This is a genomic window from Endoryza foliicola (assembly GCF_050589245.1).
Taxonomy (GTDB): Bacteria; Bacteroidota; Bacteroidia; order Chitinophagales; family Chitinophagaceae; genus Endoryza; species Endoryza foliicola.
Genome location: NZ_JBOBEW010000007.1, coordinates 200,560 through 226,161, shown reverse-complemented (window position 1 = coordinate 226,161; position 25,602 = coordinate 200,560). Strand labels below are relative to the sequence as shown.

The following is a 25,602-nucleotide window of genomic DNA, read 5'->3' as shown; positions in this document are numbered from 1 at the left end:
TTCTTCACCGCTTTTTTCTTACATATAACTTTCCATCGGTTCGCAAGTACAGATCAAATTGCGGTCGCCGTGGGTGTTGTTGATTCTTGAAACTGTTGGCCAGAATTTGTTTTGACGTACATAAGCCAGCGGATACGCCGCTTGTTCTCTGCTATATGAATACGTCCATTCATTGGCAGCTACAATGAACTGCGTATGAGGTGCATTCTTCAATGGATTGTCTTTTTTATCAGAACTTCCATTTTCAATAGCTGCGATTTCTTTTCTGATTTCCAACATCGCATCACAAAAACGATCGAGCTCTGCTTTGTCTTCACTTTCAGTAGGCTCAATCATAATGGTTCCCGGAACAGGGAAGCTCATAGTTGGAGCGTGGAAACCATAGTCCATCAAACGTTTGGCCACATCTTCTGCTTCAATACCTGCCGTGTTTTTGAAAGGACGTAGGTCTACAATGAACTCGTGTGCACAAGTTCCATTACTGCCTGTATAGAGAATGTCGAAATCGTTTTGCAAACGCGCTTTCATGTAGTTGGCATTCAAGATCGCGTATTCGGTTGCCATTTTAACGCCTTCTGACCCTAATAAACGGATGTAGGCGTAACTGATCAACAGAATTGAAGCAGAACCGAATGGAGCCGCACTTACTGCGCCTTGTGGTTTACCAACCGTTCCATCGCCATATATAACGTGACCTGCCAAATGTGGAGCTAAATGCTTTCTAACACAAATGGGGCCCATGCCGGGACCACCACCGCCGTGCGGAATCGCGAAAGTTTTGTGCAAGTTCAAGTGACAAACATCGGCACCAATTAAACCGGGTGATGTTAACCCCACTTGTGCATTCATGTTAGCACCGTCCATATACACTTGGCCACCGTATTGGTGAACGATATCGCAAATTTCTTTTACACTTTCTTCGAAAACGCCATAGGTACTTGGATAGGTGATCATGGTACCTGCAAGCGTTTCAGCATATTGAGCTGCTTTTGCTTTGAAATCTTCTACATCTATGTATCCGTTTTCCAAGGCTTTTACTACAACTACTTTCATTCCCGCCATAACCGCACTCGCCGGATTGGTTCCGTGAGCAGAAATGGGGATCAAAACAACGGTGCGTTGTGTGTCGCCATTAGCTAAGTGGAAATTGCGAATGGCAAGCAAGCCTGCATATTCACCTTGTGCGCCACTGTTAGGTTGCAAACTGCAAGCATCGAAACCTGTAACGGTGCAGAGATACTCGCTCAATAAAGAGGCCATTTGTTTGTACCCTTCAGTTTGGTTAGAAGGTGCAAACGGATGGATCTTGCTCCATTCAGGCCAGCTCAATGGCATCATTTCAGTAGCTGCGTTCAGTTTCATGGTACAGCTACCCAATGAAATCATGGAGGTATTTAAGGAAAGGTCTTTGTTTTCAAGTTGCTTGATATAACGCATCATCTGACTTTCACTGCGGTGTGAGTTGAACACAGGGTGCGTAAGGAATTCAGAAGTGCGGGTGAGGTTTGAAGGAATGTGAACCAACGAAGAATCGTAGTTGATATCGAATGCAACAGGGTTCACCTCGTTTTCAAAACAATTGATCACATCAAACAAGTCGCTGGTACCGGTGGTTTCATCTAGTGAAATACCAACTAAGTTTTTACCAACATAACGTAGGTTAATGTGTTGACGCTCTGCTTTGTCTTTGATGATACTGTTGTCAGCTACTTTTACTGTAATGGTATCGAAGAAAGAATTCGACACCAATTCAAAACCGCGCGATTTTAAACTATCAGCAACGGTTTGCGTAAGCAGGGCTACTCTTTTCGCGATGGCTTTCAATCCGTCGGGGCCATGAAATACTGCATACATCGCAGCCATATTAGCTAAAAGGGCTTGCGCTGTGCAGATATTTGAAGTTGCTTTTTCGCGTTTAATGTGTTGCTCACGAGTTTGAAGGGCCATGCGGAGTGCGCGTTGACCTTTTGCGTCGATGCTCACACCAATGATACGACCCGGAATAGAGCGTTTGAATTCATCTTTGGTGCTGAAAAATGCAGCGTGTGGTCCACCGAAACCTAAGGGAATGCCGAAGCGTTGAGAAGATCCCAAAGCTACATCGGCACCCAATTCACCGGGGGAAGTTAATAATGTAAGCGCTAATAAATCAGTAGCCATTGCTACGTAAGCGCCAACTCCATGCACTTTATCGATAAATGAACGGTAATCTTCAATTGAACCTGCGGCATTGGGGTATTGTACCAAGGCGCCGAAATAAGTAGCGTCGATGGTAGCAGTTTTATAATCACCAATTACCACTTCAATATCGAGTGGTTGCGCACGGGTGATCACCACGTCGATGGTTTGCGGGAAAGTCTGTTCATCTACAAAGAATTTTGGAGCAGTAACCACGTCTGTCTTATTCACTTGGTGGAAGAAAAGGTTCATGGCTTCTGCTGCTGCCGTTGCTTCATCGAGAAGAGAAGCGTTGGCAATGGGGAGTCCGGTTAAATCGCTCACCATAGTTTGGTAGTTCAACAGGCTCTCTAATCGGCCTTGAGAGATCTCAGCTTGATAGGGAGTGTATTGAGTGTACCAACCTGGATTTTCGAAAATATTGCGAAGAATAACTGAGGGGGTAAAGGTATCGTAATACCCTTGACCGATATAGGTTTTATAGATCTTGTTCTGCTGAGAAAGGTCTTTGAGGTGTTGTAACAAAGCCGCTTCGCTCATGGCACCGGGAATGGCCAAAGCATCCTTTTTTTGAATGGCGGTTGGTACGGTTTTTTTGATCAACGCGTCTACCGAGGTTTCACCAATGGTTTTAAGCATAGCTGCTTCAGAACCGATGGTGCCGATATGACGACCTAAAAATTCGTTGGACTGTTGTTGAAATAGGTTCATTTTTAAAGCTTTAGTACAGAACTGAATGTTGACTTTGATGCGGGCCAAAACAGGAACTTTGGCGCGCAAATTTACCGCTTTATTTTGGCACTAACAGCCATTTGTTTAAGGAGTGCAAAAAATGAGGAAAAGAAGGAGAAGGAGAAAGAACAGGAGGAGGGAGAGGGGGGAGAAAGGAAAGAGGAGACGAGGATAAGAGGAGACGAGGATGAGAGGAGACGAGGATGAGAGGAGACGAGGAGGGAGGAAGGAGGAGGGAGGAAGGAGGCGGCTTTTGCGGGAAGGGAGGAAATACAGAGAGGCTGCCAGCGCCGCGATCGCTGCAGTGAAAAATCTATTAATAATTGTAAAGCCGGGAGAACAGGAGGAAGAAAGGAAAGAGGAGAATGGGAGGGTTGGAGTAGTGAATTGGTTGGTGTGATAATTTGAGAATGACATTCCGTGCAAGACCTAAAGCCTAAAGCCTAAAGCCCAAAGCCTAATGCCTAACACCTAAACCACAATACCCACCACTTAAAACAAAAAAAGGCCCCTCAGGGCCAATTTTTCAAAAGATTCAACAAAACTATTTTGGTGCTGTTAGTTCATCCCAAGCGGCAGTAAGTGGACGAGCCAGTCCATCTCCCGACCATTCTGTTTTAAAAGGAAGGGTGGTGGTTTTAATGAATTCTTCCTTGGTTTTACCGGCTTTGATCTCTTTGTCGGTAAAATCCAATACACCATTCAAATATTCACCAAACTTGCTCAGATCTTCGTGCGTTCCCAGAATTTGGTACCCTTCGGCGCTGTGACCAAACACATAGCGCGTTTTCTTGTCCAATTTCTTTTTAGTTTTCTCCAGTACTGTGATCCAATTTTTCATATTGGCGCCTGCGGAGCGGTCAACAAACGGATGGCGGCGATTGAAACACAGATCTCCCATATGGGCAATATTTGAATCTTCGAAATGAACTACACTATCGCCATTGGTATGTCCCGCACCAAAATAATACAGGCACATTCTTTCGCCACCAATGTCTTCGCACCAGGTTTCGCGGTAGGTGCGATCGGGATACAATTGTTTGTCTTCCGATTTTTGTGCGGCAGCCGCGGCCTTTTGATTCACTAATGAATTTTCGTGGGCCAAAACGTGCTTAACTAAGCCCTTGTAAGAAATGTTTCCGCCAGTATGATCGCCATGATGATGGGTGTTTACTAATAATGCGAATCCTTGGTTGCGTTTTTTCAACTCTTCAATCAAATGATTACTTTGATCGGGGAATTGGGAATCTACAACCACTATTCCGTCGGCAGTGAAGTTGAACAAGATGGTTCCTCCTCGCTCCGTAAACACTCCGATGTTTTCAGTTAACATTTGAATTTTCCATGCAGGCTGTTGAAATAAATTGGCGATCAGCTCTTGCTTGGCAAGGGTGAGCGCACCGGCAGTTAGTAGACCGGATCTTAAAAAGAGACGACGGTTCATGGTGGTAGAATTTTAGGCTATTATTACAATGAAAAGACTCATTTGTTTTTTTCAGCAGCCAATAGTCCTTCTAGCACATAATACGTAATCGGACAGAAACTTGCATTCTTTAGCGTTAAGGCGGGTCGTCTGAAGATTACATCTTCATCGGTATACGGAAAACGTTGGCAATCACTAGGCCGCTGATCGTAGATGCTGCAATAATTATCGCTTCCTAAAAATGGACAAGGGCTCGATTTTACTACATAATCCCCTTCTTTATCTAGTACGAGGTAGGTTTCAATAAAGATGCTTTCTTTCATCTTTAAGTACTTACTTATTCGCTTGATGTCGGGTGTTTTAAACCGAGGAGAATAGTTTTTGCAACACGCTGCACAAGACAAGCAGTCAACTTTCTCGAATGCTTCTTCGTGCAAATCGGGCAATTGCTTCAAAATCACATTGCGGTTGGTTCTCTCCAAATACTGTTTGTATTGTTTCGAATGCTCCGCCGATTTCTTCTCCCAGTTTTTCAATCGATCCGACACTGTTCAATGAATAATTAAGGATTAAAAATTAAGCAAAAAACTTGACATGTGAAAAAGAATCTTAAAGTGAGGCTGTGATGCCTTTAATTCAGATGGTTTTGTCAATAATTAAGTTCTTTCAGTCCTTTTGCTTTATACCAAGTTACGATTGTTACAATGATGGTCATACATCCACCAAATAGTACAGAGGGAACAGTTCCCATAGCAGATGCAGCTACTCCACTTTCAAATTGACCCAATTCATTGCTACTATTGATAAAGATAGAATTCACACTCGATACTCTGCCTCTCATTTCATCAGGAACAAAGAGTTGAAATATTGTTCCGCGTATGATCACACTTACTCCGTCAAAAATGCCACTTGCAAACAGCGCGAAGAAACTTAACCAAAACGACCTTGAAAATGCAAATACAATAATGCACACGCCAAACCATGCTACTACTTGAAACAACAATTTGCCTTGATGTTTTTTCAATGGTTTTGCCGTTAACCATGCAATGGCAACAAAATTTCCAATATAAGTGGCCGAAATCAACCACCCCAATCCTTCCGGTCCAACATGTAAGATGTCTTTTGCAAATACCGGCAACAAGGCTGTGGCACCACCAAACAACACAGCGAACATATCTAAACTCATGGCGCCCATCAATGCTTTTTGATTCCAAACAAAATGCAATCCTTCTTTTACACTGTCCCATGTTTTCTTATTACCGGGGTTCCAAACAATTTCCTTTGGTTTAATTAAGCTGAAGAGTAACAAACCTGCCAAAACAAAAGAGCCGCCGATAATGTATGAAACGGTAATGCTGGTATAGCCCAACAACAAACCTGCAAGCGCTGGTCCGGCAACTGCTGCTACCAACCATCCCATGCTGTTAACAGACGCAGCCCTTACTAAATTTTCCGTTGGCACCAATTGCGCTAGAAATGCATTGAAGGCCGGTCCGCTGTAGGCTCTAATAATTCCGGTTCCAAAAATGCAGGTATAGATTAGCCATGAGAATAAACTTGGACTAATCTGTGAACTGATGGAAGGTGCCGTTAATATCAGTAGTAAGATTTCGACTAGAAAATAGGCTGCTAAACATATGACCAAGAGGTTTCTTTTGTTACTGCGATCCACTCTTACACCCGCCGGTAAAGCCAACAAAACCGCAGGGATCACTTCGCTTAATCCAAGCATTCCCAATGCCAACTTACTGCCGGTTTTTTCATACAAGATCCAGCCGAGTAGAACGGGGTTCATGCGCATTCCCGCAATGAATAAGGCGCGTCCAAACAGAAACCATGTAAATTCATAATTGATAATGGGAAAGAGTTTCTTTTTTAGTTCGCTTGCGTCACTCATGGTAATGTAAGATAATGCTGTCCGTGATCGTAGTCTTTTTCCAAGGCTTCGATTATGATGTCCAAATGCTTTTTATTGGTCAAAAAATCGGCATTCGAAGCATCCACGAACAACGTTTTTATATTGTGTTGCTTGATATAGTTGGTATAGGTTTGTTGAATATTGAACAAGTATTCATCCGGTATACTCTGTTCGTAAGGTCTTTGGCGTTTCTTGATGTTTTGCTGCAGTTTTTGAACCGGTGCATGTAAATAGATCAGGATTTCAGGTTGCGCCAATTGAGTGTGAATGATTTCAAACAATTTTTGATACAATCTGAATTCTTCATCCGGCAAATTCACTTTAGCAAATAGCAAACATTTGGTGAACAGATAGTCGGAAATGGTTACTTGCTGAAAAAGATCCTTGGTATGGATCAATTCTTTCAACTGTTTGTAACGCTCTGCCATGAAAAAGAGTTCGAGCGGAAAGGCGAATTGTTTAGGGTTTTCATAAAATTTGGGCAAGAAAGGATTGTCGGCAAATTCTTCCAAAACCAATCGGGCGTTGAAATGTCTTGCCAACAAGTGCGAAAGTGTCGTTTTCCCGGCACCAATATTTCCTTCAATCGTAATAAAATGATACTTCATACTTCATCCACGCTATAGCAGTTCCTAAATCCGGTTGCAAATTACCAAATTCGGTTGGTGTGAGGGCCAGTGGGGGTGGCGTGTGGAAAAGAAGAGTAAATAATTAATAAGTAATAATTAATAATTAATAATGGAACGGCCGGCGAGATCAAGAAAGAACAGGGAGAGGAACAGGGGGAGGGAGGAGGCACGGGGATTCGCTGCGTTGCCGCCGCGGACTTGTCCTGAGCGGTTCCTGAGCTTGTCGAAGGGCGGGCCGAAGGCACAGTCGAAGGACGCTGCGCCGCTGCGGTGAGAAAACGTGAAAAGCCAGAAGAATCGAGACAGCCTATTCTGTTTCTAATTTTCGGGCTTGAAGGGGGTCACTGCAATGGTCTAAAAGTTCCTGCATGCTTTGTTGAAGTACAGGATGAATGAAATGAGGTGCTATTTCAACCATTGGTAACAGTGCAAACCGACGGTTTTGAACTTCCGGATGGGGGATGGATAACTGTGGCAAATGGTAGATTTCTGCATTAAAAAACAGGATATCGATATCAATGATACGAGGGCCGTATTTTTCTTCCCGAATTCGCCCCATATCCAGCTCAATTTGAAGCAAACAGGTCAATAATTCAGGGGCTTCCAGCGGGGTGTCAATTTCAAGTGCCTGATTGAAGAAATTGGGCTGATCGGTCTTCCCCCAAGCAGCCGTTTCGTATAAGGATGAGAGTGTCTTTACCATTCCGGCGCGTTTTTCGATCCATTCCACCGCTTGTTCCATGTTTTTCAGTCGATCGCCGGTATTACCGCCTATCAGAAGATATGCTTTATTCATAATTTACCTACCTTACAGACCTCAAATATCATTGAATTTTGTAATAAACAGGAGATATAAATGAATAGCTTTTTGAAAATATTTCTAGCTACCCTCACAGCCATTTTAGTGGTGGTACTAATCGGGATCTTATTTTTGATTGGAACTGTTTCAAGTTTGGGTTCAAAACCGAAAGAACCGATTGGTGTAAATGCCGTTCTTACAATCGATTTGGCGCAAACTTTTCAAGAGCGTGTGAAAGACGATCCTTTTGGAAAATTAGAATCAGGCGAGTCGTACGACAATCCCTCTCAATTTCAATTGGTGCAATTGATTCGTCATGCTGCAACAGATCCGGCTGTAAAAGGTATTTATTTGAAAGCAGGTGCAAACGGCAATGGATTTGGAACCAGTGAAGACATTCGCGAAGCCCTTCAGTACTTTAAAAAATCAGGAAAGTTTATTTATGCCTATGCCGATGTAATAACACAAGGTGCTTATTTTATAGCCAGTGTTTCAGATAAAGTTTACACCAATCCGCAAGGCGGCCTCGACTGGCGCGGCTATTCCATGAACTATTTTTTCATGAAAGGCTTGCTCGATAAAATGGAAATTGAACCTCAAATTTTCTATGCAGGTCAGTTCAAGAGCGCTACAGAACCTTTTCGTACGAATCAGATGACGGAACCCAACCGTTTGCAAAGCAACGTATTGGTAAATGACCTCTACAATCATTTCTTGGCTTTGGTATCGGCGTCTCGAAACGTAGACACTGCCACTCTTCGGAGCTTGGCTGTGAACCATTCTATCGAAAACGCCGCAGATGCGGTAAAATACAAACTCATCGACGGTGCTAAATACGATGATGAAGTTCGTGCTGAAATCAAAGGAAAGGTAGAGGCTTCAACCATTCAATCGATCAATTTTGTCCCCATCGGAAAATACCTCGAGAATACTTCGATCACTGAAGTAAAATCGAAAGATCGCATTGCTGTTATTTTTGCAGAAGGAGATATCATTGATGGCAAAGCACAGGAAGATGCCATCGGCGGAGATTCGTATCGCAATTTGATCCGCAAAGCGCGGTTAGACGATCAAGTGAAAGCCATTGTGTTGAGAATGAATTCGGGTGGAGGTAGCGCTATGGCCAGTGAAGTAATGTGGCGTGAGTTAACACTTGCAAAGAAATCAAAACCGGTTATTGTAAGCTTCGGTGATGTGGCAGCTTCAGGTGGTTACTATTCAACGTGTACAGCGGATAGTATTTTCGCACAGCCCAACACTATTACGGGTTCTATAGGAGTTTTCAGCATCGTTCCAAATTTGGCTTCTTTCTTCAATAACAAATTAGGAGTAACCTTCGATGGCGTGAAAACAGCGCCCGATGCCGATGCTATGGCTACTTATAAGCCATTGACGCCAATGCAAAAAGCTTGGCTACAAAGAAGTGTAGACAGTATTTATCAAACTTTTTTGGCTCGCGTGGCAGAAGGACGTCACCGAAGCAAAGCAGAAATTGATTCAATCGGTCAAGGCCGCGTTTGGAGTGGCTCAAGAGCTATTGAGTTGGGACTGGTAGATAGAATTGGTGGTTTGAATGAAGCCATTGCTTGTGCTGCTCGGATGGCGAAAATTAGCGAGTATGGATTGCGTACGTATCCTGAACCTACCAAATTTTTTGAAAAGTTATTTGGCTCTTACAAAGAAGAAACGAAGTTGAAGTGGATGAAAGAAGAAATGGGGGCAGAGGCTTTTCAATGGTACCGCTCTGCGCAATACTTAAAAAACTCAATGGGGAAGGCTCAGGCAAAAATGGCGTTTGATGTGGTGGTGGAGTAGGAGGAGAGGAGACGAGGATGAGAGGAACGAGGAGACGAGGAAGCGGAAGAAAGAACAGGGAGAGGAATAGGGGGAATAGGATGCGAGGAAACGAGGATAAGAGGAACGAGGAGCGTGAGTTTTAAATAGTTATTTGGTAATTGTGACGAAGGACCGCCGTCGATTTATCGCGGCGGAGTTTGAAGTGGGTATGAGTTGTAGCAACGCGATTTATCGCGTTGGATTTGGTATGGAAACGAGGAATGAAGATAGAACAATTAGCGAGCTAACGACCCTGTAGAGGTCGTACATCAGTAGAAAAGGTCATTGTGTTCATGATTTGATAAAGATTTATAAATAACAATTGGGTAAATTGTGACCCTATTTAATACATTATAGAATGGCTTCTTACAGCAATATTCGGGGTATGTTGGCGATCACCAAAGCCAGTTTACGTACCGTTTTTCGTAGTCCGCAGGCAGTTTTTTTCAGTTTGTTCTTCCCAATTGTGTTGATCACAATTTTCGGATCTATAGGAAAGGGAGGAGGAGTTTCTGTGGATGTTGCTTTCAGTCCCAGAACAGATTCTACCAATGCAGTATATGCGGCCATTAGTTCAGTTCCAGTATTGAATATCGAAAAGGCCGATACTGCTGAATTAATGGATCGTTTGCGCAAAGGAAGAATTGCCGCGATGATTGAAGTGAAGAAAAAAGCAGGTGCAGCCAATCAATACGATGTTCATTTAATTACCAGCTCGGCAAGTCAGCGCGATATTCCTGTGCTGCAATCTATTCTGAGAGATGTGATCAGTTCTGTTAACGCACAGATGAATCCTGATATGACGAATTATGCAACCGTGAGCAGTGAGATCATTCCAGGTCGTCCTTACAAACAAATTGATTTCTACTTGCCCGGCATGCTCGGATTTTCTTTGATTGGCGCGGCCGTATTTGGTGTAGCTTTTGTGTTGTACTCACTTCGTGAAACCTTGGTGTTAAAACGAATGTATACAACACCCATTAAGCGTGGATATATAATATTAGGGGAGAGTTTGGCTAGAATCATTTTTCAATTGCTGACGGCTGTTGTGATCATCGCATTTGGAAAATTCGCCTATGGCTTTACTTTGGCCCATGGTTGGATCACGTTTGTTGAATTAATGGTATTGTGCTTTCTAGGATTATTGGTGTTTATGGGATTTGGTTTTTTCATCAGCAGTATTGCCAAAAATCAGAACGTGATTCCCATTTATGCCAACCTTTTTATGTTCCCACAATACTTCTTGTCAGGAACTTTCTTCCCGAAAAGTTTATTACCGTCGTTTTTGCAATCAATCATCAAGTTTTTACCCCTTACGGCGCTGAACGATTCAATGCGGAACGTAAGTTTTGAAGGAGCCCATTTAATAGATTGTGGTCAACAAATTGCTATTTTAATTGTTTGGGCTGTATTGATCTATGGATTGGCTGCCAGAAGTTTTAAATGGGAGTAATCTTTTAAGATAGTTTATGCGTATTATTAAATTAGGATTCATTAGTTTGTTAGCACTTGGATTGCTAATCACCTTGCTTTCATTGTTATTACCTTCGCATGTTCGCATTTCAAGGGCCATTACCATTAATAGAGATGCAAGTGCGGTTCGCAAACAAGTAATGGACATCAAACAATGGGCAAACTGGAACGCTTTATTACAGCAGAAAGATTTGAAAAATGGAGAATTCCGAGAAGATGGTTTTAGTTCTGATGAAATGAAGGTTCAGTTAATCGCGAAAGATTCGAATAGAATTGAAACGGAATGGACTCGCAACGGGCAAGATAAAATTATAGGGGTGTTGGAATTAACGCCCTCGGAAGGAGCAACCGTGGTGCAGTGGTATTTCGATTTTCATTTGAAATGGTATCCTTGGGAAAAATTTGGAAGCATTATTTTCGATGGACAAATTGGTCCTCCCATGCAAAAGTCTTTAGATCAACTCGACATGATTGTTCAATAATAAAAACAAAATACATATGAAAAAAGTACTGTTATTAATGACCTTAGCGGTTGGCGTATTTGCCTCTTGTTCTCAAGCACAAAGTCCCAAAGCTGAAGCAGCTTCCGGCGATGTAAAAGTGAAATATGGTCAGCCTTCTAAAAAAGGACGCGAAATCTTTGGTGCCTTGGTTCCTTTCGGACAAGTTTGGAGAACCGGTGCGAATGAAGCTACTGAAATCACTTTTGCAAAGGATACAAAATTTGGTGGACAAGCTATCAAAGCCGGAACTTATTCTTTGTTTTCTATTCCCACAGAATCTGAGTGGACCATCATTTTGAACAGTGAATTGAAGCAATGGGGTTCTTTTGGTTATGAAAAAATCAAAGCGAAAGATGTATTGAAAGTAAAAGTTCCTGTAAAGAAATTAAGTGCCAGTGTTGAAAAATTGACCTTCCGTTTTGAAGGAAGCAATTTGATTATTGAGTGGGACACTACGCAGGTATCGGTGAGAGTAGGATAATTAAAAATTAATAGTTAAGAATTAATAATTAATAATGAAACAGCCGAGTTAATTAATAATTAAGAATTAATAATTAATAGTGGAACGGCCGGCAGTTAGGTTGAGTGATGAAGAGTTTTTGAGTTATTAATTTTTGAATAATTTATTTCGAATTTTTGTGCCGCCGCGATTGATCGTGGCGGTATTTTTTTGGAATAGGTTAGAAGGTTGAAGACTTTTTCTTTCTACACAGTAAAGCCCGTGAAGCCTTACGGCTTACTCAAGGACCAGTGCAGGGTTTAACGTTGCGAACCTTTGCGTTCTTTGTTTCTTTGCGGTAGCGTAAACTGAATGGAATACAGTGTTCACAGCAGTGTCCGCGAACTGCCGCAAAGACATAGCAGAGTTCCCTCTCTGTATTTCCTCAGTCCTCCCTCTTCTTTTTGTATTTCCTCGTTCCTCGTCTCCTTACATCCTCCCTCCTGTATTCCGGCTGTTCAATTATTAATTATTAATTCCTAATTATTAATTATCTCCCTCCTTTTTCCCGCTAAAAGCAGCATTTATCCACAAGTGATTGTCAATAAACACGACAAATACCGCATAATTTTTAAACTTTTTGCGGTTTTTTGCGTTTTTGTTCCGAATTTGGGCGAGGAAATCACCTAAACTAACTGTTGGCATGCTGAAAAAGGAGCGTCAAAACTACATTCTGCATCAGATCAACCTGCACAACAAAGTGTTGACTGCAGATCTTTGTGCAGCCATCGATGTGTCGGAAGACACTATTCGGCGCGACCTCCAAGAACTGTCAGACGAAGGCCGACTGTTTAAAGTGCACGGCGGTGCTCTTTCCCTCTCATTTCATTCTTCTTTTCGGAGCTCCAATATTTACGCCGCGAATGAAAAGCGCGTGATTGCTTCCAAAGCCGTACAACTAATTAAAGACGGGATGTATGTAATGACCACCGGTGGCTCTACCATTCTGGAAATGATCCGAATGTTACCCGAGCAACTCACCGCAACGTTCATCACTACCAGTATTCCGGCAGCAGTTGAATACTTGCAACATCCTAATATCAAATTGATTCAAATTGGAGACATCGTTTCCAAACAAGCACAAATGGCTGTGGGCGGACAAGCGATTCGGCAAATTCGCCAAATTCAAGCCGATCTCTGTATCCTCGGTACCAATGCAATTGACTCACAAAAAGGTATAACTGATAGTGATTGGGAAGTAGTACAAGTGAAGCAAGCTATGATAGAATCGAGCGAGAAAGTAATGAGTGTTGCCATTGCCGAAAAGTTAGACACTGTTCAACGCATCAATGTATGCGAAGCAAAAGATATTGATTTCCTGATCACTGAAAAGCCATCAAATGATCTATCCTTGATTCCTTATGCAAAAGCCGGAATAACGGTTTATTAAAAACTTTAATAATTAGCAATGTTTACAAAATCCATTCAGTCACCAAAACTTCGCGCCGTTCTGAGAGTATCCATGATACTGCTCTTGAACTTTGTGCTTACGGCGGCAGCCTTTGCACAAGTGCGCATTTCCGGGAAAGTGGTGGGCAAAGACAATAAGCCCATTGCCGGAGCATCAGTAACCATTAAGAACACCACATTTGGTACTTCTACAGAAGCCAATGGTTCTTACACATTGAACGCAGAATTGAAGGCCGGAACTTATACTATTGAGTTCTCAGGCGTAGGTTTCAAGGCTTACAGTCAATCGCTACAAATTGGATCAGGCGCCAGTTACACAGTAGATGCGCAATTGAGTGCCGATGCGTTGAATTTAGATGAAGTGGTAGTAACGGGTACTTCTGCCGGAACTACACGTCGTCAATTAGGTAACTACATCAGTTCTGTAAAGGCCGACCAACTTACCAAGGGAGCTTCAGGAAACGTATTGCAAGCCTTGCAAGGTAAAACAGCCGGTGCGCAGATCATTCAAAACAGTGGAGACCCAGCAGGTGGGATATCTGTTCGCTTGCGTGGTATCAGTACAATTTACAGTTCATCGGAGCCTCTTTACATTGTGGATGGGGTAATTGTGAGCAACGCTACCAATCGTGTTACCAATACTCAAAGTGGTTACGACGGAGGTAGATTTGTAGGAACCATCGGTACCAACCGTTTGGCCGATATCAACCCTGCCGATATTGAGCGAATTGAAGTGTTAAACGGAGCCGCTGCTGCAGCGATCTACGGTTCACGTGCCAATGCCGGTGTTATCCAAATTTTCACCAAACGCGGAACCAGCGGAACCCCCACTGTAAACTTCTCTTCTAGCGTAATGGTGAACCAATTGCGCAAGCAAGTTAAAATCAATGAAGCTCCTACGAAGTTTGGAGGATCACCTGATGTTCAAACGCAAGACATCCTTACTCCGGCTTTAACGAATACTACCAATGTAACGCGTTACAATTACTGGGATTATATTTTCAGAACTGGAATTGGTACCGACAATAACATCTCAGTTTCAGGTGGTGCTGCTAAAACGAAATATTATTTATCAGGTTCTTATTTCTCCAATCAAGGTATTGTGGAAGGAACCGATTTCAAACGTTTCAGCTTCCGCTCAAACATTGAACAAACCATCAACAATTGGTTAACTGCCAGCATGGGATTGAACTATGTGAACAGTACTTCTAATGAAAAACCTGATGGTAACTCATTCTTCTCACCAATGAACGGTGTAACCATCTTAGGTAACTTCCATGATATCTGGACACGCGATGCATTGGGTAATATCAAAGCTGTAGGTGAAAGAGGTCGTGTTAATCCCGTTTCTATCATTGAGGATGTAAAGCAACGTTCCAGCACCAACCGTGTAATTTCAAGCTTCTCTTTGAAAGCAAAACCAATGAAGGGCTTGACTATCGACTATACAATGGGTATTGATAACTTTTCACAGCAAGGTACAACCTATATTCCTCCATTTGCATACAACGTGAATACCGCTTTCTGGGGTGGTGGTGCCAGCTTGGATCCAACCTTGAACGGTTATGCAAGTGCTGCTGTGAGCAACTATTTTCAAATCAACAATGAGTTGAATGCAACTTATCAGAAAGAGTTGACGAAAAATATTGCGTCTACTACTCAAGTAGGTTATTCTCAACAATACGAGCGCTCAACCTTCTCACTCGTACAAGGTAGAGGATTGGCTCCTTTCATTGAAACTGTAAACGGTGCGTCTACTATTTTGGCGGGTGCAGATCAGAGAGGAGAATTGAGCATTTCCGGTGGATACCTCCAACAGAATTTCCGTTATAAGAATCAATTGTTCTTAACCGGAGCTGTTCGTGTGGATGGATCATCTGTATTTGCAAAAGAAGAAAGAAACCAAACCTATTTCAAAGTAAGCGGTAGCTATTTGTTGAGCGAGACAGAATATTGGAAGAAACTTCCAATCTCTTCTTGGTTCGATCAACTGAAACTACGTGCAGCGTATGGTCAATCGGGTAACCTTACCGGCATCGGTGCCTACGATCGTTTCAACGCGTATTCTTCAATTGCGTTTGTTGGAAGAACAAGTTTCACCTCAAGTACTATTTTGGCCAATACTCAAATGCGCCCTGAACGCCAAGGTGAGTTGGAAATTGGTACTGATATGAGTTTCTTCAATAACCGCCTCGGATTAACTTTTAACTACTATCAGAAGAAAGTAACCGATTTGTTATTCGACCGCGTAATTGCTCCATCCAATGGTTTTAGCAGCCGTCTCGATAACTTCGGTAGCTTGGAGAACAAGGGTATTGAATTGGTATTAACCGGTTCACCTGTTCGTAATAAGAACTTCAACTGGGATGTAACTTTCATTTACAACCAGAACAGAAATAAAGTATTGAATTTAGGTTCTTCGCTTGCTCAATTCTCTACCAACGCGGGTGCGCCTATTGCCTTGTTACCCGGAGAAGCGGTAGGGGTATTCTACGGAACATTCTTTGCACGTGATGCAAATGGTGGTCAAATAAAGAGCACTGCTGGGATCCCTTTAACAGAAAGAGGAACACAAACAACGGCTGCTTCTTACACTACTTCTCGTGATGCCAACGGATTGCCTACCGGTACTGTATTAAGAAAAATCATCGGTGATCCAAATCCGAAATTCACCGGTTCATTTGTGAACGAGTTGAGTTACAAAAAACTGAACTTGAGAGCACAGGTTGATTTTGTTCAAGGAGTGGATGTATTCAATGCCGACTGGAGAACCCGTCAAGGTGTTGGTAACGGTGAAGTGGCTGAACAAGAACACAAGGGATTGTTGCCTCGCGGTTATATTTCCGGTGTGTATGCTATTGAAGAATGGCGTATCGATGATGGTTCTTTCGTGAAACTAAGAGAGTTGTCGTTGGGATACAATGTAGGTCGCATCAAAGGCTTCGGTGATTTGAATCTTAGTTTGAGCGGTAGAAACTTAATATCATGGGACAACTACAAAGGATTTGATCCTGAGGTAAATGCTGCAGGTCAGAGTACTTTGTTAAGAGGGATTGATTTCGGTGCAGTACCCATCCCACGCACTTTTGCATTCACTGTAAGAGCTAAATTCTAAGACCATTTAAATTTTAGACAAATGAAAAAATCATTCATAAATATTGCACAAGGGTTGGTGTTGGTTGCATTGATTGCTACTACGCCTTCTTGTAAGAAAGATTATACGGATCCTTCTCGTGCAACTGAAGATAAAATTTTCACAACGCCTACAGGTTTAACCGGAGTAACGGTTGGCTTACAGCGTGTTTATTCTTTAGGCAGAGGAAGTTCCTTCTACAATTCGGTTTCCATTGATGCTTTGGTAACCAAGCAAGTAAAAGTATTGAATGCCGGTAACCTAGCTGAAGCCCAATTGGAAACAGGCGGTGTAACTGTTGACGGAACAAACACCATGCTGTTAGGTCTTTGGACTACCAGTAACAAAATCATTTATGATGCCGATAAGGTAATTGCCAATGCAAAAAACCTTACCGATAAAGGATATGCTTCCGGCTTAATTGGGCACGCCACTATTTTCAAAGCCTTGAGCTTGGGCAATATGGCGAATTTCTGGACGCATGTTCCGGATGGCAATGGCGACAAAGTAAACTTTATCACTGCTACTGATGCGTACAATAGAGCCATCACTGCAATTGACGAAGCGTTGGCTGCCATCAGTGCTACTGCTATTTCATCTGCCTTTACGGCAAATATTCCGGCAGGCCTTGATATTCCCAATACTTTAAGAGCATTGAAGGCGCGCTATGCTTTGTATGCAGGAAAATATGCAGATGCTCTTGCTGCCGCGAATTCAGTTGACCTAACAAAGAAATCTACCTTGAATTTCGATGCAGCCAATTTGAATACCATTTTCGAAACTTGTGCTTCTAACTTTAACGTATACCAATCTATTGATTCTACATTAGGGTTACCTGCAGGTATTCAACCAGATTTAGCAGATAAACGCACTTCTTTTTATGTTGGATTGAGTGGTGCTGCTGCATGGCGCTGGGTGATTAAAGGATTTGGTGGAACCAGTACCGCAGCCTTCCCTGTTTATTTACCGGGTGAAGTAACCTTGATTAAAGCGGAAGCCTATGTTCGTCAGTCGAGTCCCGACTTAACGAGTGCATTAACCGAAGTGAACAAGGTTGTGACTAAAACGGCTGCTGCTGATCCTTTGGGTGTGGGTGCTGCCTTGCCGGCACTAACGGGCCCTTATACAGCAGATCAATTATTGACTGAAATTTACAAACAGCGTTGTATTGAGATGTACATGAGCGGACAAAAATTGGTAGACATGCGTCGTTTTGGTAGAGCTACTACCGAGCGTACCAGAAGTTTGATGCCTTTCCCTTTCCGTGAACGTGATAACAATCCGAATACTCCGGCTGATCCAACTTTCTAATATTTGGGTTAAGGATGATCTATAGAAATGGCCGGTCCTTTTTTGGAACGGCCATTCTTCTTTAAAACGTTGGAGTTGAATATTATTTGCTTGCAATACCTTTTAAAAGTATGTAAATGCGAGAACAATTGATCAAGGACAGTTGGAAACTAAATGCTGCTCCTTGGAATAAATTGATTGAAGAGAATGCGTTGGAGTCGAGACGGCTGGTAACCAATCAGGCGATTATTGACGCTGTGATGCAAACCACTCCCAAACAAGTATTGGATATTGGTTGTGGTGAAGGTTGGCTCTGTAGGGCCTTACACGATCGTGGTGTTATCTGCACGGGTATTGATTTTGTGCCCGATTTGATCATTGAAGCCGTTAAGAAAAAGGGCGCCATGTATTTATTGGCGAGCTATGAAGAAATTGCGAGTGGGGGAATATTGCTGCCTTTCTCATACGATACCATTGTGATCAATTTTGCATTGATAGGCGAGGAGAGTGCAAAAAATTTGGTTCACTATCTACCAAAATTATTAAGAGATGGTGGGAGCTTGGTGATACAAACCTTGCACAGTTATTCTCGTCAACAAGCCGGAGACGATATCAGTGGATGGAAACAAGGTTCTTGGGATGGCTTAGGCGATTCTTTTGTGAAGCCATATGAATGGTATTATAGAACCTTGGCCGATTGGCAACATCTCTTTAGTAGTGCAGGATTTAAAAATCTTGAGATCATTGAACCGAAGCACCCTGTTAGTGGAGTGCCGATGAGTTATATTTTTAGTATGAAGAAATAGGAGGTGTTCACCGCCAAGAGCGCGAAGAGCGCCAAGGAGTCGCAAAGTCTTTTACTTTTTTTGACCACAGATATCCGAATTAGTAGAAATTCTCACAGATTAGCCTCCGAATTTCAATCAGCCGATTTTTATTTTCACCGCGGCAGCGCAGCGGCCGCAGCGATAACGCAGCGCTAGCAGTCTCTCTGTATTGGCTCGCTTCCTCGTTCCTCGCTTCCTCGTTCCTCGCTTCCTCGTTCCTCGCTTCCTCGTCTCCTCATTCCTGTATTCCGGCTGTTTCATTATTAATTATTAATTCTTAATTATTAATTACTCCCCTCTCTATCTTTGCCTCATGAATTTATCGCAGAGAGACAGAGCCGTGATATGGCATCCATTTACGCCCCAAAAGCAAATGCCTGATCCTATTGCCGTGGTAAAAGGGGCCGGAGAATTTTTGTACGATGATCAGGGAAATGAATACATTGACGCTATTAGTAGCTGGTGGGTCACTTTGCACGGTCATGCTCACCCTAAAATTGCTGAAGCCCTTTATAAACAAGCGAGTACTATTGAGCAAGTTATCTTCGCAGGATTTACTCACGAGCCCGCCGTTCAATTGGCAGAGAACTTATTACCCTTACTTCCCGGCACTTTTCATAAAATTTTTTATAGCGACAATGGCTCCACCTCTACAGAAGTAGCCATTAAGATGAGTTTGCAGTATTGGTGGAATGTGAATAAGGAGGGAGGAACGAGGAATGAGGAGGGAGGATCGAAGAAAGATCCAGTCTCGAAAGGCGCAGCCGATTCGGGAGGGGAGAGGAACGAGGAAGAAAGAGGAAGGAGAACGAAAGTGTTGGCTTTCAACAACAGTTATCATGGCGATACTTTTGGTGCCATGAGTGTGAGCGATCGTTCGGTGTTTACCCTAGCGTTTCAAGAGAAATTATTTGAAGTAGTATTCATTGATCCGCCAAAGAAAGGGGACTCATTGCCGGATCTGAATTGGAAGGAATTCGCTTGTTTTATTTACGAACCCTTGGTTCAAGGAGCAGGCTGCATGCAGTTTTATGAGAAAGACGGTTTGAATGCCCTTCTTTCCAAATGTAAAGAGCATCAAGTGATTTGTATCGCCGATGAAGTGATGACGGGGTTTCACAGAACAGGAAAACTATTTGCCTCCGAATACTTAGCTCATACGCCTGATATTATTTGTTTGAGCAAGGGATTGACTGGTGGAACCATGGCGCTGGGAGTGACGGCATGTGTAGAGCGCATTTATCAAGCATTTGTGACGGATGATAAGTTGAAGACTTTCTTCCATGGACATTCTTTCACTGCCAATCCACTTGCCTGCACGGCAGCGGTTACCAGTTTGGAATTGTTGCAAGACAGCGATTGTGTTGCTCGCATCGAGCGCATCTGCAAAGCCAATACAGAATTCATTTCATCAATTAAATCGGATGAAGCGTTTGTTCATACTAAGAACCATCGACAATTGGGAACCATTCTCGCTTTTGAAATTACTTCCGGGAAAGACGAATACTTGAATAGCATTGGTACGACCATTACAAAACTGGCTTTGGAGAAAGGAGTGTTTATCCGTCCGCTGGGAAATACAGTGTATATCATGCCGCCGTATTGCATTAGTGAGGAGAGTTTGAAGAAAGTGTATGAGGTATTGAGGGAAGTGGTGAGGAGTGTTCGGTGAGGTAGAGTGGTAAGAGGTGAGTTGTTGAGGCTTGTGCGGCTTCGCTGAAGAGTGCTTCACCGCAAAGTCCGCAAAGAGCCCTTCGACTTGGCCTTCGGCCAGCTCAGGGACCTCGCAGAGAATTCGCTGAGTATTTCGTTGCGAACCGTTGCGTACTTTGTTTCTTTGCGGTATAATAAACTGATTGAAAATTTTTAGTGTTTTTTTACCGCAGCGGCCGCAGCGGCAACGCAGCGAAACCCCGTGCCTCCGAGCCTCCGTGGTTCTGTATTTCCTCGTTCCTCGTCTCCTCTTATCCTCGCTCCTGTTTCGCTGCTGTTCAATTATTAATTATTACTTATTAATTATTAATTATTCTGGCCCGAATCTTGCCTTATCCCCATCGAAACACATTAGAACAACATACTAAGGGTAAGCTTCTATGCGTTATACCTCAAATCCAACGATCAAAATGAAAAACATCGACAAAATCTTCCTACTCGCTACCGTACTCGGATACGTACTTGTGTATGGAATTATCGCCCTCATCGCCTAATCCCTTTATGTAATATTCCTCGCTAGTGCATCCAGCAATAAACCATGCTGTATGACTAGACTGTACGCCCTGGCATTTTGCCTACTCCCCTTTTTGGCTCAAGCTCAAGCTAAAAAGCCCCTTCCCGTAGATTCTAAAATCGAAAAAGTTACTGTTTTCCTGAAAGGTGCCGTTATTGAACGCAGCGCCAAACCGGTGTTAACTGCGGGAACTTCAACCATTGTTATAGGGGGTTTGTCGCCCAAAGTCGACAAACAAAGCATTCAAGTAAAAGCCGATCAAAAGATCACCATTCTTTCCGTAGTACATCAATTGAATTTTCTTAAGGAACAAGAAGCTCGCGAAGAAATTACCGCTATTGAAACACAGAAAAAAGCGATTCAAGAAAAGATGCAGTTGACCATTACTCAAACCAATGTTTTCAAACAAGAGGAAAGCTTGATCATCAAGAATCAGCAAATCAAAGGAGAACAATCCACTTTAAAGGCAACGGAATTAAAGGAAGCGGCCGATTTTCAGCGTCAACGACTCACTGAAATCTATACAAAACTCAGTGAATTGGAAAGAGAGCAACAAAGCTATCTTCAACAGTCTGCCAAACTAGATGCGCAACTAAATGCTGTGAACGACAAAAAGAACAAAGCCACCAGCGAAGTGCTTATCACCATCCAAACAAAAGAACCCATTAGTTCACCGCTCACCCTTACCTATTTGGTGAAAGAAGCTTCCTGGTATCCCACGTATGATATTCGACTCACCGATATAGCCCACCCACTCGATTTCAACTACAAAGCCAATATTAGTCAAAACAGTGGCGAAGATTGGAAAGAAGTGAAACTCTTGTTATCCACCGGCAATCCCAGTGAAGACGGCACCAAGCCCTCCCTACTGCCTTGGTATTTGAGATACAGCGCACCGGTACCAGTAGGAATGATCCTACCCAATAATGGATCCATGAGCAATACCTCTTATGGAAGAATAACGGATGAAACGGGAATGCCAATTATTGGCGCAACTGTATCAATCAAAGGAACTAAAATAGCCACCTCTACTAACAAAGATGGATTCTATTATTTGCAAAACAGTGATCCAAATGCTACCCTAATTGTAAGTTTTGTCGGCTTTGAAACAGCAGAAATCAAAGCCGGATCAAGTATGACAACTTTGGCATTGTCGATGTCAGCAAGCAGATTAGACGAAGTAGTAGTCATAGGCTATTCGTCTTCCGGAAACAGTGATGGATCATCTTATTCCAACAACTATTCTGAAGTGAAAAGGAAGAAAACTCCATCAGCGGTCAGCACAACACTTCTTTACCAACCTACATCAACCGTTTACGAAATTTCACAACCCTATTCTGTTCCCAACGATGGCAAACAATATACGGTTGACATCGATGCCTTTGATATTGACGCACAATATGAATACTACGCGGCGCCAAAAATAGAATCGGCTGCATTTTTAACAGCTAGAATCATCAATTGGCAAGAATTGAACTTGTTACCGGGCGAAGCCAGCTTGTATGTAGAAGGAACTTTTATAGGGAAATCTTTCTTGGATCTTTTTAACGCAAGCGACACACTCAGCTTAAGTTTGGGAAGAGACAAAGGCGTTCAAGTAAAAAGAACCTTACTGAAAGAAAGCAGTCAAAAACGTTTTCTCGGCTCCAATAAAATTGACAGCAGGACCTATGAAATAATGGTTCGCAATAACAAGAACGTAGCTATTAATATTGTGGTGGAAGATCAATTCCCAATCAGCCCTTCCAAAGAAATAGAAGTAGACAACACCAAAGCCACCGAAGCTGAGAAAGACAATGACACGCAAAAACTCACATGGCGTATGACCCTTGCTCCGAAAGAAGATAAAAAGCAAACCTTGAGTTATACGGTGAAATATCCGAAGGAGAAGAATGTGAGAATCGACTGAGAACAATTAATAATTGAACAGCAGCGAAGCAGGAACGAGGATAAGAGGAGACGAGGAACGAGGAAATACAGAGAAGGAAGAGGGGGAAGAACAGGGGGAATACAGGAACGAGGAATGGTAGTGACACTGCCTGCGCTGCGAAAACGCTGCGGGCTTGTCCTGAGCGGTCCCTGAGCTTGTCGAAGGGCGGGCCGGAGGCACAGTCGAAGGACGCTGCGCCGCCGCGGTTAAATAGAAGGGAGGACGTAGGATAAAGGATGTAGGAAATACAGAGGCACGGGGATTCTGTAGAAAAAGAAACCGCAATTTCAGCCACAAAAAAGTCCCGGCCGAAGGCCGGGACTTATATAACTTAATAACTTAAAAACTTAAAACTCACAACTCCCTATGCTACCGCCTTGTTCACCAAAGCAGCTGCTTCGCTCAACAAGATGGCGCTTTGAACTTTCAAGCCGCTTTCTTCGATGAGTTTTTTCGCTTCCTCAGCATTGGTTCCTTGCAAACGAACGATGATGGGTACAGGAATATCACCGATTGATTTGTAAGCATCAATAACCCCTTGTGCAACACGGTCGCAACGAACAATACCACCGAAGATATTGATGAGGATCGCCTTTACTTTAGGGTCTTTTAAAATGATGCGGAAACCGGCTTCTACAGTAGTTGCGTTAGCAGTACCACCTACGTCTAGGAAGTTCGCAGGCTCACCACCACTCAGTTTGATCATATCCATGGTAGCCATTGCCAAACCGGCACCGTTTACCATACAACCCACGTTACCATCGAGTTTTACGAAGTTGAGGTTGAATTTACCGGCTTCTACTTCAGTAGGATCTTCTTCAGTAATATCGCGGAGTTCAGCGAGGTCGGCATGACGAATGAGGGCGTTGTCGTCCAAATTCATTTTACAGTCAACCGCAATGATTTTTTCGTCACTTGTTTTGAAGAGAGGGTTGATTTCAAGCATTGCGCAATCCAAACCAACATATGCATTGTACAAATTGGTTACGAATTTCACGCAGTTCTTGAAAGCTTCGCCGCTCAAACCGAGGTTGAAAGCGATTTTACGCGCTTGGAACCCTTGAAGCGGGCCACCGGGGTGTACCCACTCTTTGAAGATTTTTTCAGGAGTATCATGAGCTACATCTTCGATATTCATACCACCCTCAGTGCTGTACATGATCACATTCTGACCTTTTGAGCGATCGAGGAGGATTGATAAATAGAATTCTTTTACGTCGTTGGGGCCAGGATAGTAAACGTCTTGAGCTACCAATACTTTGTTTACCAATTTACCTGCGGGACCTGTTTGGATGGTCACCAAAGTGCCACCTAAGATATTACCTGCAATGCGTTTGATATCATCGGCTGATTTACCTACGGCAACCCCGCGCTGATCGGTACCTTGGATGGTTCCTTTACCGCGACCACCGGCATGGATCTGAGCCTTTACTACCGCAAAATTGTTGTTGTATTTCGCCTTCAAATCTTCGTAAGCTGCTACTGCTTTGTCGGCAGAGTCTACAGGTACACCTTCTTGAACGGGAACATTGTATTTCTTGAGTAATTCCTTAGCCTGATATTCGTGCAGGTTCATAGTTAATTGTGTTTGTGCGAAATTACTATGATTTGGGCAAAATAAAAATAGGAAAATAGGAAGCGAGGAACGAGGAAATACTGAGAAAGAACAGGTAGAGGAACAGGGGGAGTATAGGAAGGAGGAGGGAAGATGGAGGAGACGAGGAGAAACTAATTAATAATTAACAAGTAATAATTAATAATGGAACAGCAGCGAAGCAGGAGCGAGGAAGAGAGGAGACGAGGAACGAGGAAATACAGAACCACGGGGACTCGGAGGCACGGGGAGTCGCTGCGTTATCGCTGCGACCGCTGCGCCGCCGCGGTGAAATAAGAGGGAATACAGGATACAAGGGGGATGCAAATCCCTCAGGTTCTTTACCAACTTTGCTGTGAACTAATTTTAATTCCACCTATTTTTGCTTCATGAAACTAGACGTCCTCGCTATCGGCGTGCACCCCGATGATGTGGAGCTCGGATGCTCCGGATTATTGCTTATTGAAGCCAACCGTGGAATGAAAACCGGTATCCTCGATCTCACTCAAGGTGAGTTAGGAACCCGCGGTACCGTTGAAACAAGGTATGCAGAAGCTGCCGCCGCCGCAGCTATTTTAAAAGTGCTGGTTCGAGAAAATCTTAAAATGAGAGATGGTTTCTTCAAAAATGACGAAGAACACCAGTTATTATTAATAAAATACATACGTAAATACCAGCCTGAAGTAGTGATCGCCAATGTGTTGAAAGATCGTCACCCCGACCATGGTCGTGCCGGAAACATGATTGCCGATGCTTGTTTCTTATCGGGATTGGCAAAAATTGAGACTTTTAACGATGATGGAACTCCTCAGGAGAAATGGCGTCCTAAAATGGTATTGCATTATTTGCAAGACTGGTATCACGAACCCGATCTTATTGTAGATATTAGTGATGTGTTTGAAGAGCGCATGAAATCGATTCAGGCTTATACTACACAATTCCATACTGCCGCATCTGATGGCACCGGTCCTCAAACTTATATATCGAGTCCCGATTTCTTAGACAGTGTGATTGCTCGTTCGCGTATGCTGGGCAAGCGTATTGGAGTAAAATATGGGGAAGGATTTATTACAGAAAAGAAAATTGGCATTAAGAATTTGGATTCTTTGGTATTGGTGGAAACTTAGGAAGTTTTTGTTGAATTCCTGATTCTCGGTTCACTGCAACGTAGCGAAGACGTCAAAGCCCTCCGTTGTACTCA

The 25,602-nt window shown here is 43.0% G+C and carries 20 protein-coding genes; 13 read left to right on the top strand and 7 right to left on the bottom strand.

Going from position 1 to position 25,602, the window contains the following annotated elements; genetic code table 11:
• Positions 1–18 precede the first annotated feature (18 nt).
• On the bottom strand, positions 19–2,889 hold the full coding sequence (gene gcvP / locus ACQ2HE_RS16435) for an aminomethyl-transferring glycine dehydrogenase (protein WP_430896654.1): 2,871 nt from the start codon (positions 2,887–2,889) through the stop codon (positions 19–21).
• An 84-nt stretch (positions 2,890–2,973) separates the two neighbouring features.
• Here gcvP and ACQ2HE_RS16430 point away from each other — a divergent pair, with 84 nt between their 5' ends.
• Both ACQ2HE_RS16430 and ACQ2HE_RS16425 read left to right on the top strand, forming a co-directional pair.
• Entirely contained in the window at positions 2,974–3,117 is a 144-nt protein-coding gene (locus tag ACQ2HE_RS16430) for a hypothetical protein (protein WP_430896656.1), read from the top strand.
• A complete protein-coding gene (locus tag ACQ2HE_RS16425; RefSeq protein ID WP_430896658.1) occupies positions 3,098–3,310 on the top strand; it encodes a hypothetical protein in 213 nt (70 codons plus the stop codon). Before ACQ2HE_RS16430 ends, ACQ2HE_RS16425 begins: the two co-directional genes overlap by 20 nt.
• Before the next feature lie 144 nt (positions 3,311–3,454).
• On the opposite strand, the gene ACQ2HE_RS16420 is transcribed toward ACQ2HE_RS16425, so the two are convergent.
• The 5 genes from ACQ2HE_RS16420 to folK all read right to left on the bottom strand — a co-directional run bounded on the left by ACQ2HE_RS16420 (position 3,455) and on the right by folK (position 7,676).
• Positions 3,455–4,354, bottom strand: a complete 900-nt coding sequence (locus ACQ2HE_RS16420; RefSeq protein WP_430896660.1) for an MBL fold metallo-hydrolase — start codon at positions 4,352–4,354, stop codon at positions 3,455–3,457.
• Between the two features lie 38 nt (positions 4,355–4,392).
• Positions 4,393–4,881 carry a YkgJ family cysteine cluster protein gene (locus tag ACQ2HE_RS16415; protein WP_430896662.1) on the bottom strand — a complete coding sequence of 163 codons (489 nt, stop codon included), beginning with the start codon at positions 4,879–4,881 and terminating at the stop codon, positions 4,393–4,395.
• 101 nt (positions 4,882–4,982) lie between these two features.
• Positions 4,983–6,230, bottom strand: coding sequence for an MFS transporter (locus ACQ2HE_RS16410; RefSeq protein WP_430896664.1), 1,248 nt, complete (start codon positions 6,228–6,230; stop codon positions 4,983–4,985).
• The gene (locus ACQ2HE_RS16405) at positions 6,227–6,859 is read right to left on the bottom strand and encodes a deoxynucleoside kinase (RefSeq protein WP_430896666.1); all 633 of its coding nucleotides are present in this window, start codon (positions 6,857–6,859) and stop codon (positions 6,227–6,229) included. Before ACQ2HE_RS16405 ends, ACQ2HE_RS16410 begins: the two co-directional genes overlap by 4 nt.
• A 328-nt stretch (positions 6,860–7,187) precedes the next feature.
• Entirely contained in the window at positions 7,188–7,676 is a 489-nt protein-coding gene (gene folK, locus ACQ2HE_RS16400) for a 2-amino-4-hydroxy-6-hydroxymethyldihydropteridine diphosphokinase (RefSeq protein ID WP_430896668.1), read from the bottom strand.
• A 60-nt stretch (positions 7,677–7,736) separates the two neighbouring features.
• Here folK and sppA point away from each other — a divergent pair, with 60 nt between their 5' ends.
• From sppA to ACQ2HE_RS16350, 10 genes are all read left to right on the top strand, one after another.
• A complete protein-coding gene (sppA, locus tag ACQ2HE_RS16395) occupies positions 7,737–9,494 on the top strand; it encodes a signal peptide peptidase SppA (protein ID WP_430896670.1) in 1,758 nt (585 codons plus the stop codon).
• 379 nt (positions 9,495–9,873) lie between these two features.
• A complete protein-coding gene (locus ACQ2HE_RS16390) occupies positions 9,874–10,968 on the top strand; it encodes an ABC transporter permease (RefSeq protein WP_430896672.1) in 1,095 nt (364 codons plus the stop codon).
• Positions 10,969–10,984: 16 nt separating this feature from the next.
• Positions 10,985–11,470 (top strand): SRPBCC family protein, encoded by a 486-nt coding sequence (locus ACQ2HE_RS16385; RefSeq protein WP_430896674.1) that lies wholly within the window; start codon positions 10,985–10,987, stop codon positions 11,468–11,470.
• A 16-nt stretch (positions 11,471–11,486) separates the two neighbouring features.
• Complete coding sequence (locus ACQ2HE_RS16380; RefSeq protein WP_430896676.1) at positions 11,487–11,972, top strand: DUF2911 domain-containing protein; 486 nt, start codon at positions 11,487–11,489, stop codon at positions 11,970–11,972.
• A 661-nt stretch (positions 11,973–12,633) separates the two neighbouring features.
• Positions 12,634–13,380: a DeoR/GlpR family DNA-binding transcription regulator gene (locus ACQ2HE_RS16375; RefSeq protein ID WP_430896678.1), complete on the top strand. Its 747-nt coding sequence runs from the start codon at positions 12,634–12,636 to the stop codon at positions 13,378–13,380.
• Between the two features lie 18 nt (positions 13,381–13,398).
• On the top strand, positions 13,399–16,515 hold the full coding sequence (locus ACQ2HE_RS16370; RefSeq protein ID WP_430896680.1) for a SusC/RagA family TonB-linked outer membrane protein: 3,117 nt from the start codon (positions 13,399–13,401) through the stop codon (positions 16,513–16,515).
• 21 nt (positions 16,516–16,536) lie between these two features.
• Positions 16,537–17,844: a RagB/SusD family nutrient uptake outer membrane protein gene (locus ACQ2HE_RS16365; protein ID WP_430896682.1), complete on the top strand. Its 1,308-nt coding sequence runs from the start codon at positions 16,537–16,539 to the stop codon at positions 17,842–17,844.
• A 116-nt stretch (positions 17,845–17,960) separates the two neighbouring features.
• The gene (locus ACQ2HE_RS16360) at positions 17,961–18,629 is read left to right on the top strand and encodes a class I SAM-dependent methyltransferase (protein WP_430896684.1); all 669 of its coding nucleotides are present in this window, start codon (positions 17,961–17,963) and stop codon (positions 18,627–18,629) included.
• 334 nt (positions 18,630–18,963) lie between these two features.
• A complete protein-coding gene (locus ACQ2HE_RS16355; RefSeq protein ID WP_430896686.1) occupies positions 18,964–20,322 on the top strand; it encodes an aspartate aminotransferase family protein in 1,359 nt (452 codons plus the stop codon).
• Positions 20,323–20,908: 586 nt separating this feature from the next.
• Positions 20,909–22,786 carry a DUF4139 domain-containing protein gene (locus ACQ2HE_RS16350; RefSeq protein WP_430896688.1) on the top strand — a complete coding sequence of 626 codons (1,878 nt, stop codon included), beginning with the start codon at positions 20,909–20,911 and terminating at the stop codon, positions 22,784–22,786.
• Positions 22,787–23,171: 385 nt separating this feature from the next.
• On the opposite strand, the gene sucC is transcribed toward ACQ2HE_RS16350, so the two are convergent.
• Complete coding sequence (gene sucC, locus ACQ2HE_RS16345) at positions 23,172–24,383, bottom strand: ADP-forming succinate--CoA ligase subunit beta (RefSeq protein WP_430896690.1); 1,212 nt, start codon at positions 24,381–24,383, stop codon at positions 23,172–23,174.
• A gap of 407 nt (positions 24,384–24,790) precedes the next feature.
• Between sucC and bshB1 the strand changes: the two genes are divergently transcribed.
• Positions 24,791–25,528 carry a bacillithiol biosynthesis deacetylase BshB1 gene (bshB1, locus tag ACQ2HE_RS16340; RefSeq protein WP_430896692.1) on the top strand — a complete coding sequence of 246 codons (738 nt, stop codon included), beginning with the start codon at positions 24,791–24,793 and terminating at the stop codon, positions 25,526–25,528.
• Positions 25,529–25,602: the final 74 nt, after the last annotated feature.

Bases quoted from the DNA above. Each gene is read 5' to 3' on its own strand.
- bshB1 (WP_430896692.1), top strand. From the start codon at position 24,791: ATGAAACTAGACGTCCTCGCTATCGGCGTGCACCCCGATGATGTGGAG.
- ACQ2HE_RS16385 (WP_430896674.1), top strand. From the start codon at position 10,985: ATGCGTATTATTAAATTAGGATTCATTAGTTTGTTAGCACTTGGATTG.
- ACQ2HE_RS16370 (WP_430896680.1), top strand. From the start codon at position 13,399: ATGTTTACAAAATCCATTCAGTCACCAAAACTTCGCGCCGTTCTGAGA.
- ACQ2HE_RS16420 (WP_430896660.1), bottom strand. From the start codon at position 4,354: ATGAACCGTCGTCTCTTTTTAAGATCCGGTCTACTAACTGCCGGTGCG.
- ACQ2HE_RS16365 (WP_430896682.1), top strand. From the start codon at position 16,537: ATGAAAAAATCATTCATAAATATTGCACAAGGGTTGGTGTTGGTTGCA.
- folK (WP_430896668.1), bottom strand. From the start codon at position 7,676: ATGAATAAAGCATATCTTCTGATAGGCGGTAATACCGGCGATCGACTG.
- ACQ2HE_RS16405 (WP_430896666.1), bottom strand. From the start codon at position 6,859: ATGAAGTATCATTTTATTACGATTGAAGGAAATATTGGTGCCGGGAAA.
- sppA (WP_430896670.1), top strand. From the start codon at position 7,737: ATGAATAGCTTTTTGAAAATATTTCTAGCTACCCTCACAGCCATTTTA.
- ACQ2HE_RS16425 (WP_430896658.1), top strand. From the start codon at position 3,098: ATGAGAGGAGACGAGGATGAGAGGAGACGAGGAGGGAGGAAGGAGGAG.
- ACQ2HE_RS16355 (WP_430896686.1), top strand. From the start codon at position 18,964: ATGAATTTATCGCAGAGAGACAGAGCCGTGATATGGCATCCATTTACG.
- sucC (WP_430896690.1), bottom strand. From the start codon at position 24,383: ATGAACCTGCACGAATATCAGGCTAAGGAATTACTCAAGAAATACAAT.
- ACQ2HE_RS16380 (WP_430896676.1), top strand. From the start codon at position 11,487: ATGAAAAAAGTACTGTTATTAATGACCTTAGCGGTTGGCGTATTTGCC.
- ACQ2HE_RS16410 (WP_430896664.1), bottom strand. From the start codon at position 6,230: ATGAGTGACGCAAGCGAACTAAAAAAGAAACTCTTTCCCATTATCAAT.
- ACQ2HE_RS16390 (WP_430896672.1), top strand. From the start codon at position 9,874: ATGGCTTCTTACAGCAATATTCGGGGTATGTTGGCGATCACCAAAGCC.
- gcvP (WP_430896654.1), bottom strand. From the start codon at position 2,889: ATGAACCTATTTCAACAACAGTCCAACGAATTTTTAGGTCGTCATATC.
- ACQ2HE_RS16375 (WP_430896678.1), top strand. From the start codon at position 12,634: ATGCTGAAAAAGGAGCGTCAAAACTACATTCTGCATCAGATCAACCTG.
- ACQ2HE_RS16350 (WP_430896688.1), top strand. From the start codon at position 20,909: ATGACTAGACTGTACGCCCTGGCATTTTGCCTACTCCCCTTTTTGGCT.
- ACQ2HE_RS16360 (WP_430896684.1), top strand. From the start codon at position 17,961: ATGCGAGAACAATTGATCAAGGACAGTTGGAAACTAAATGCTGCTCCT.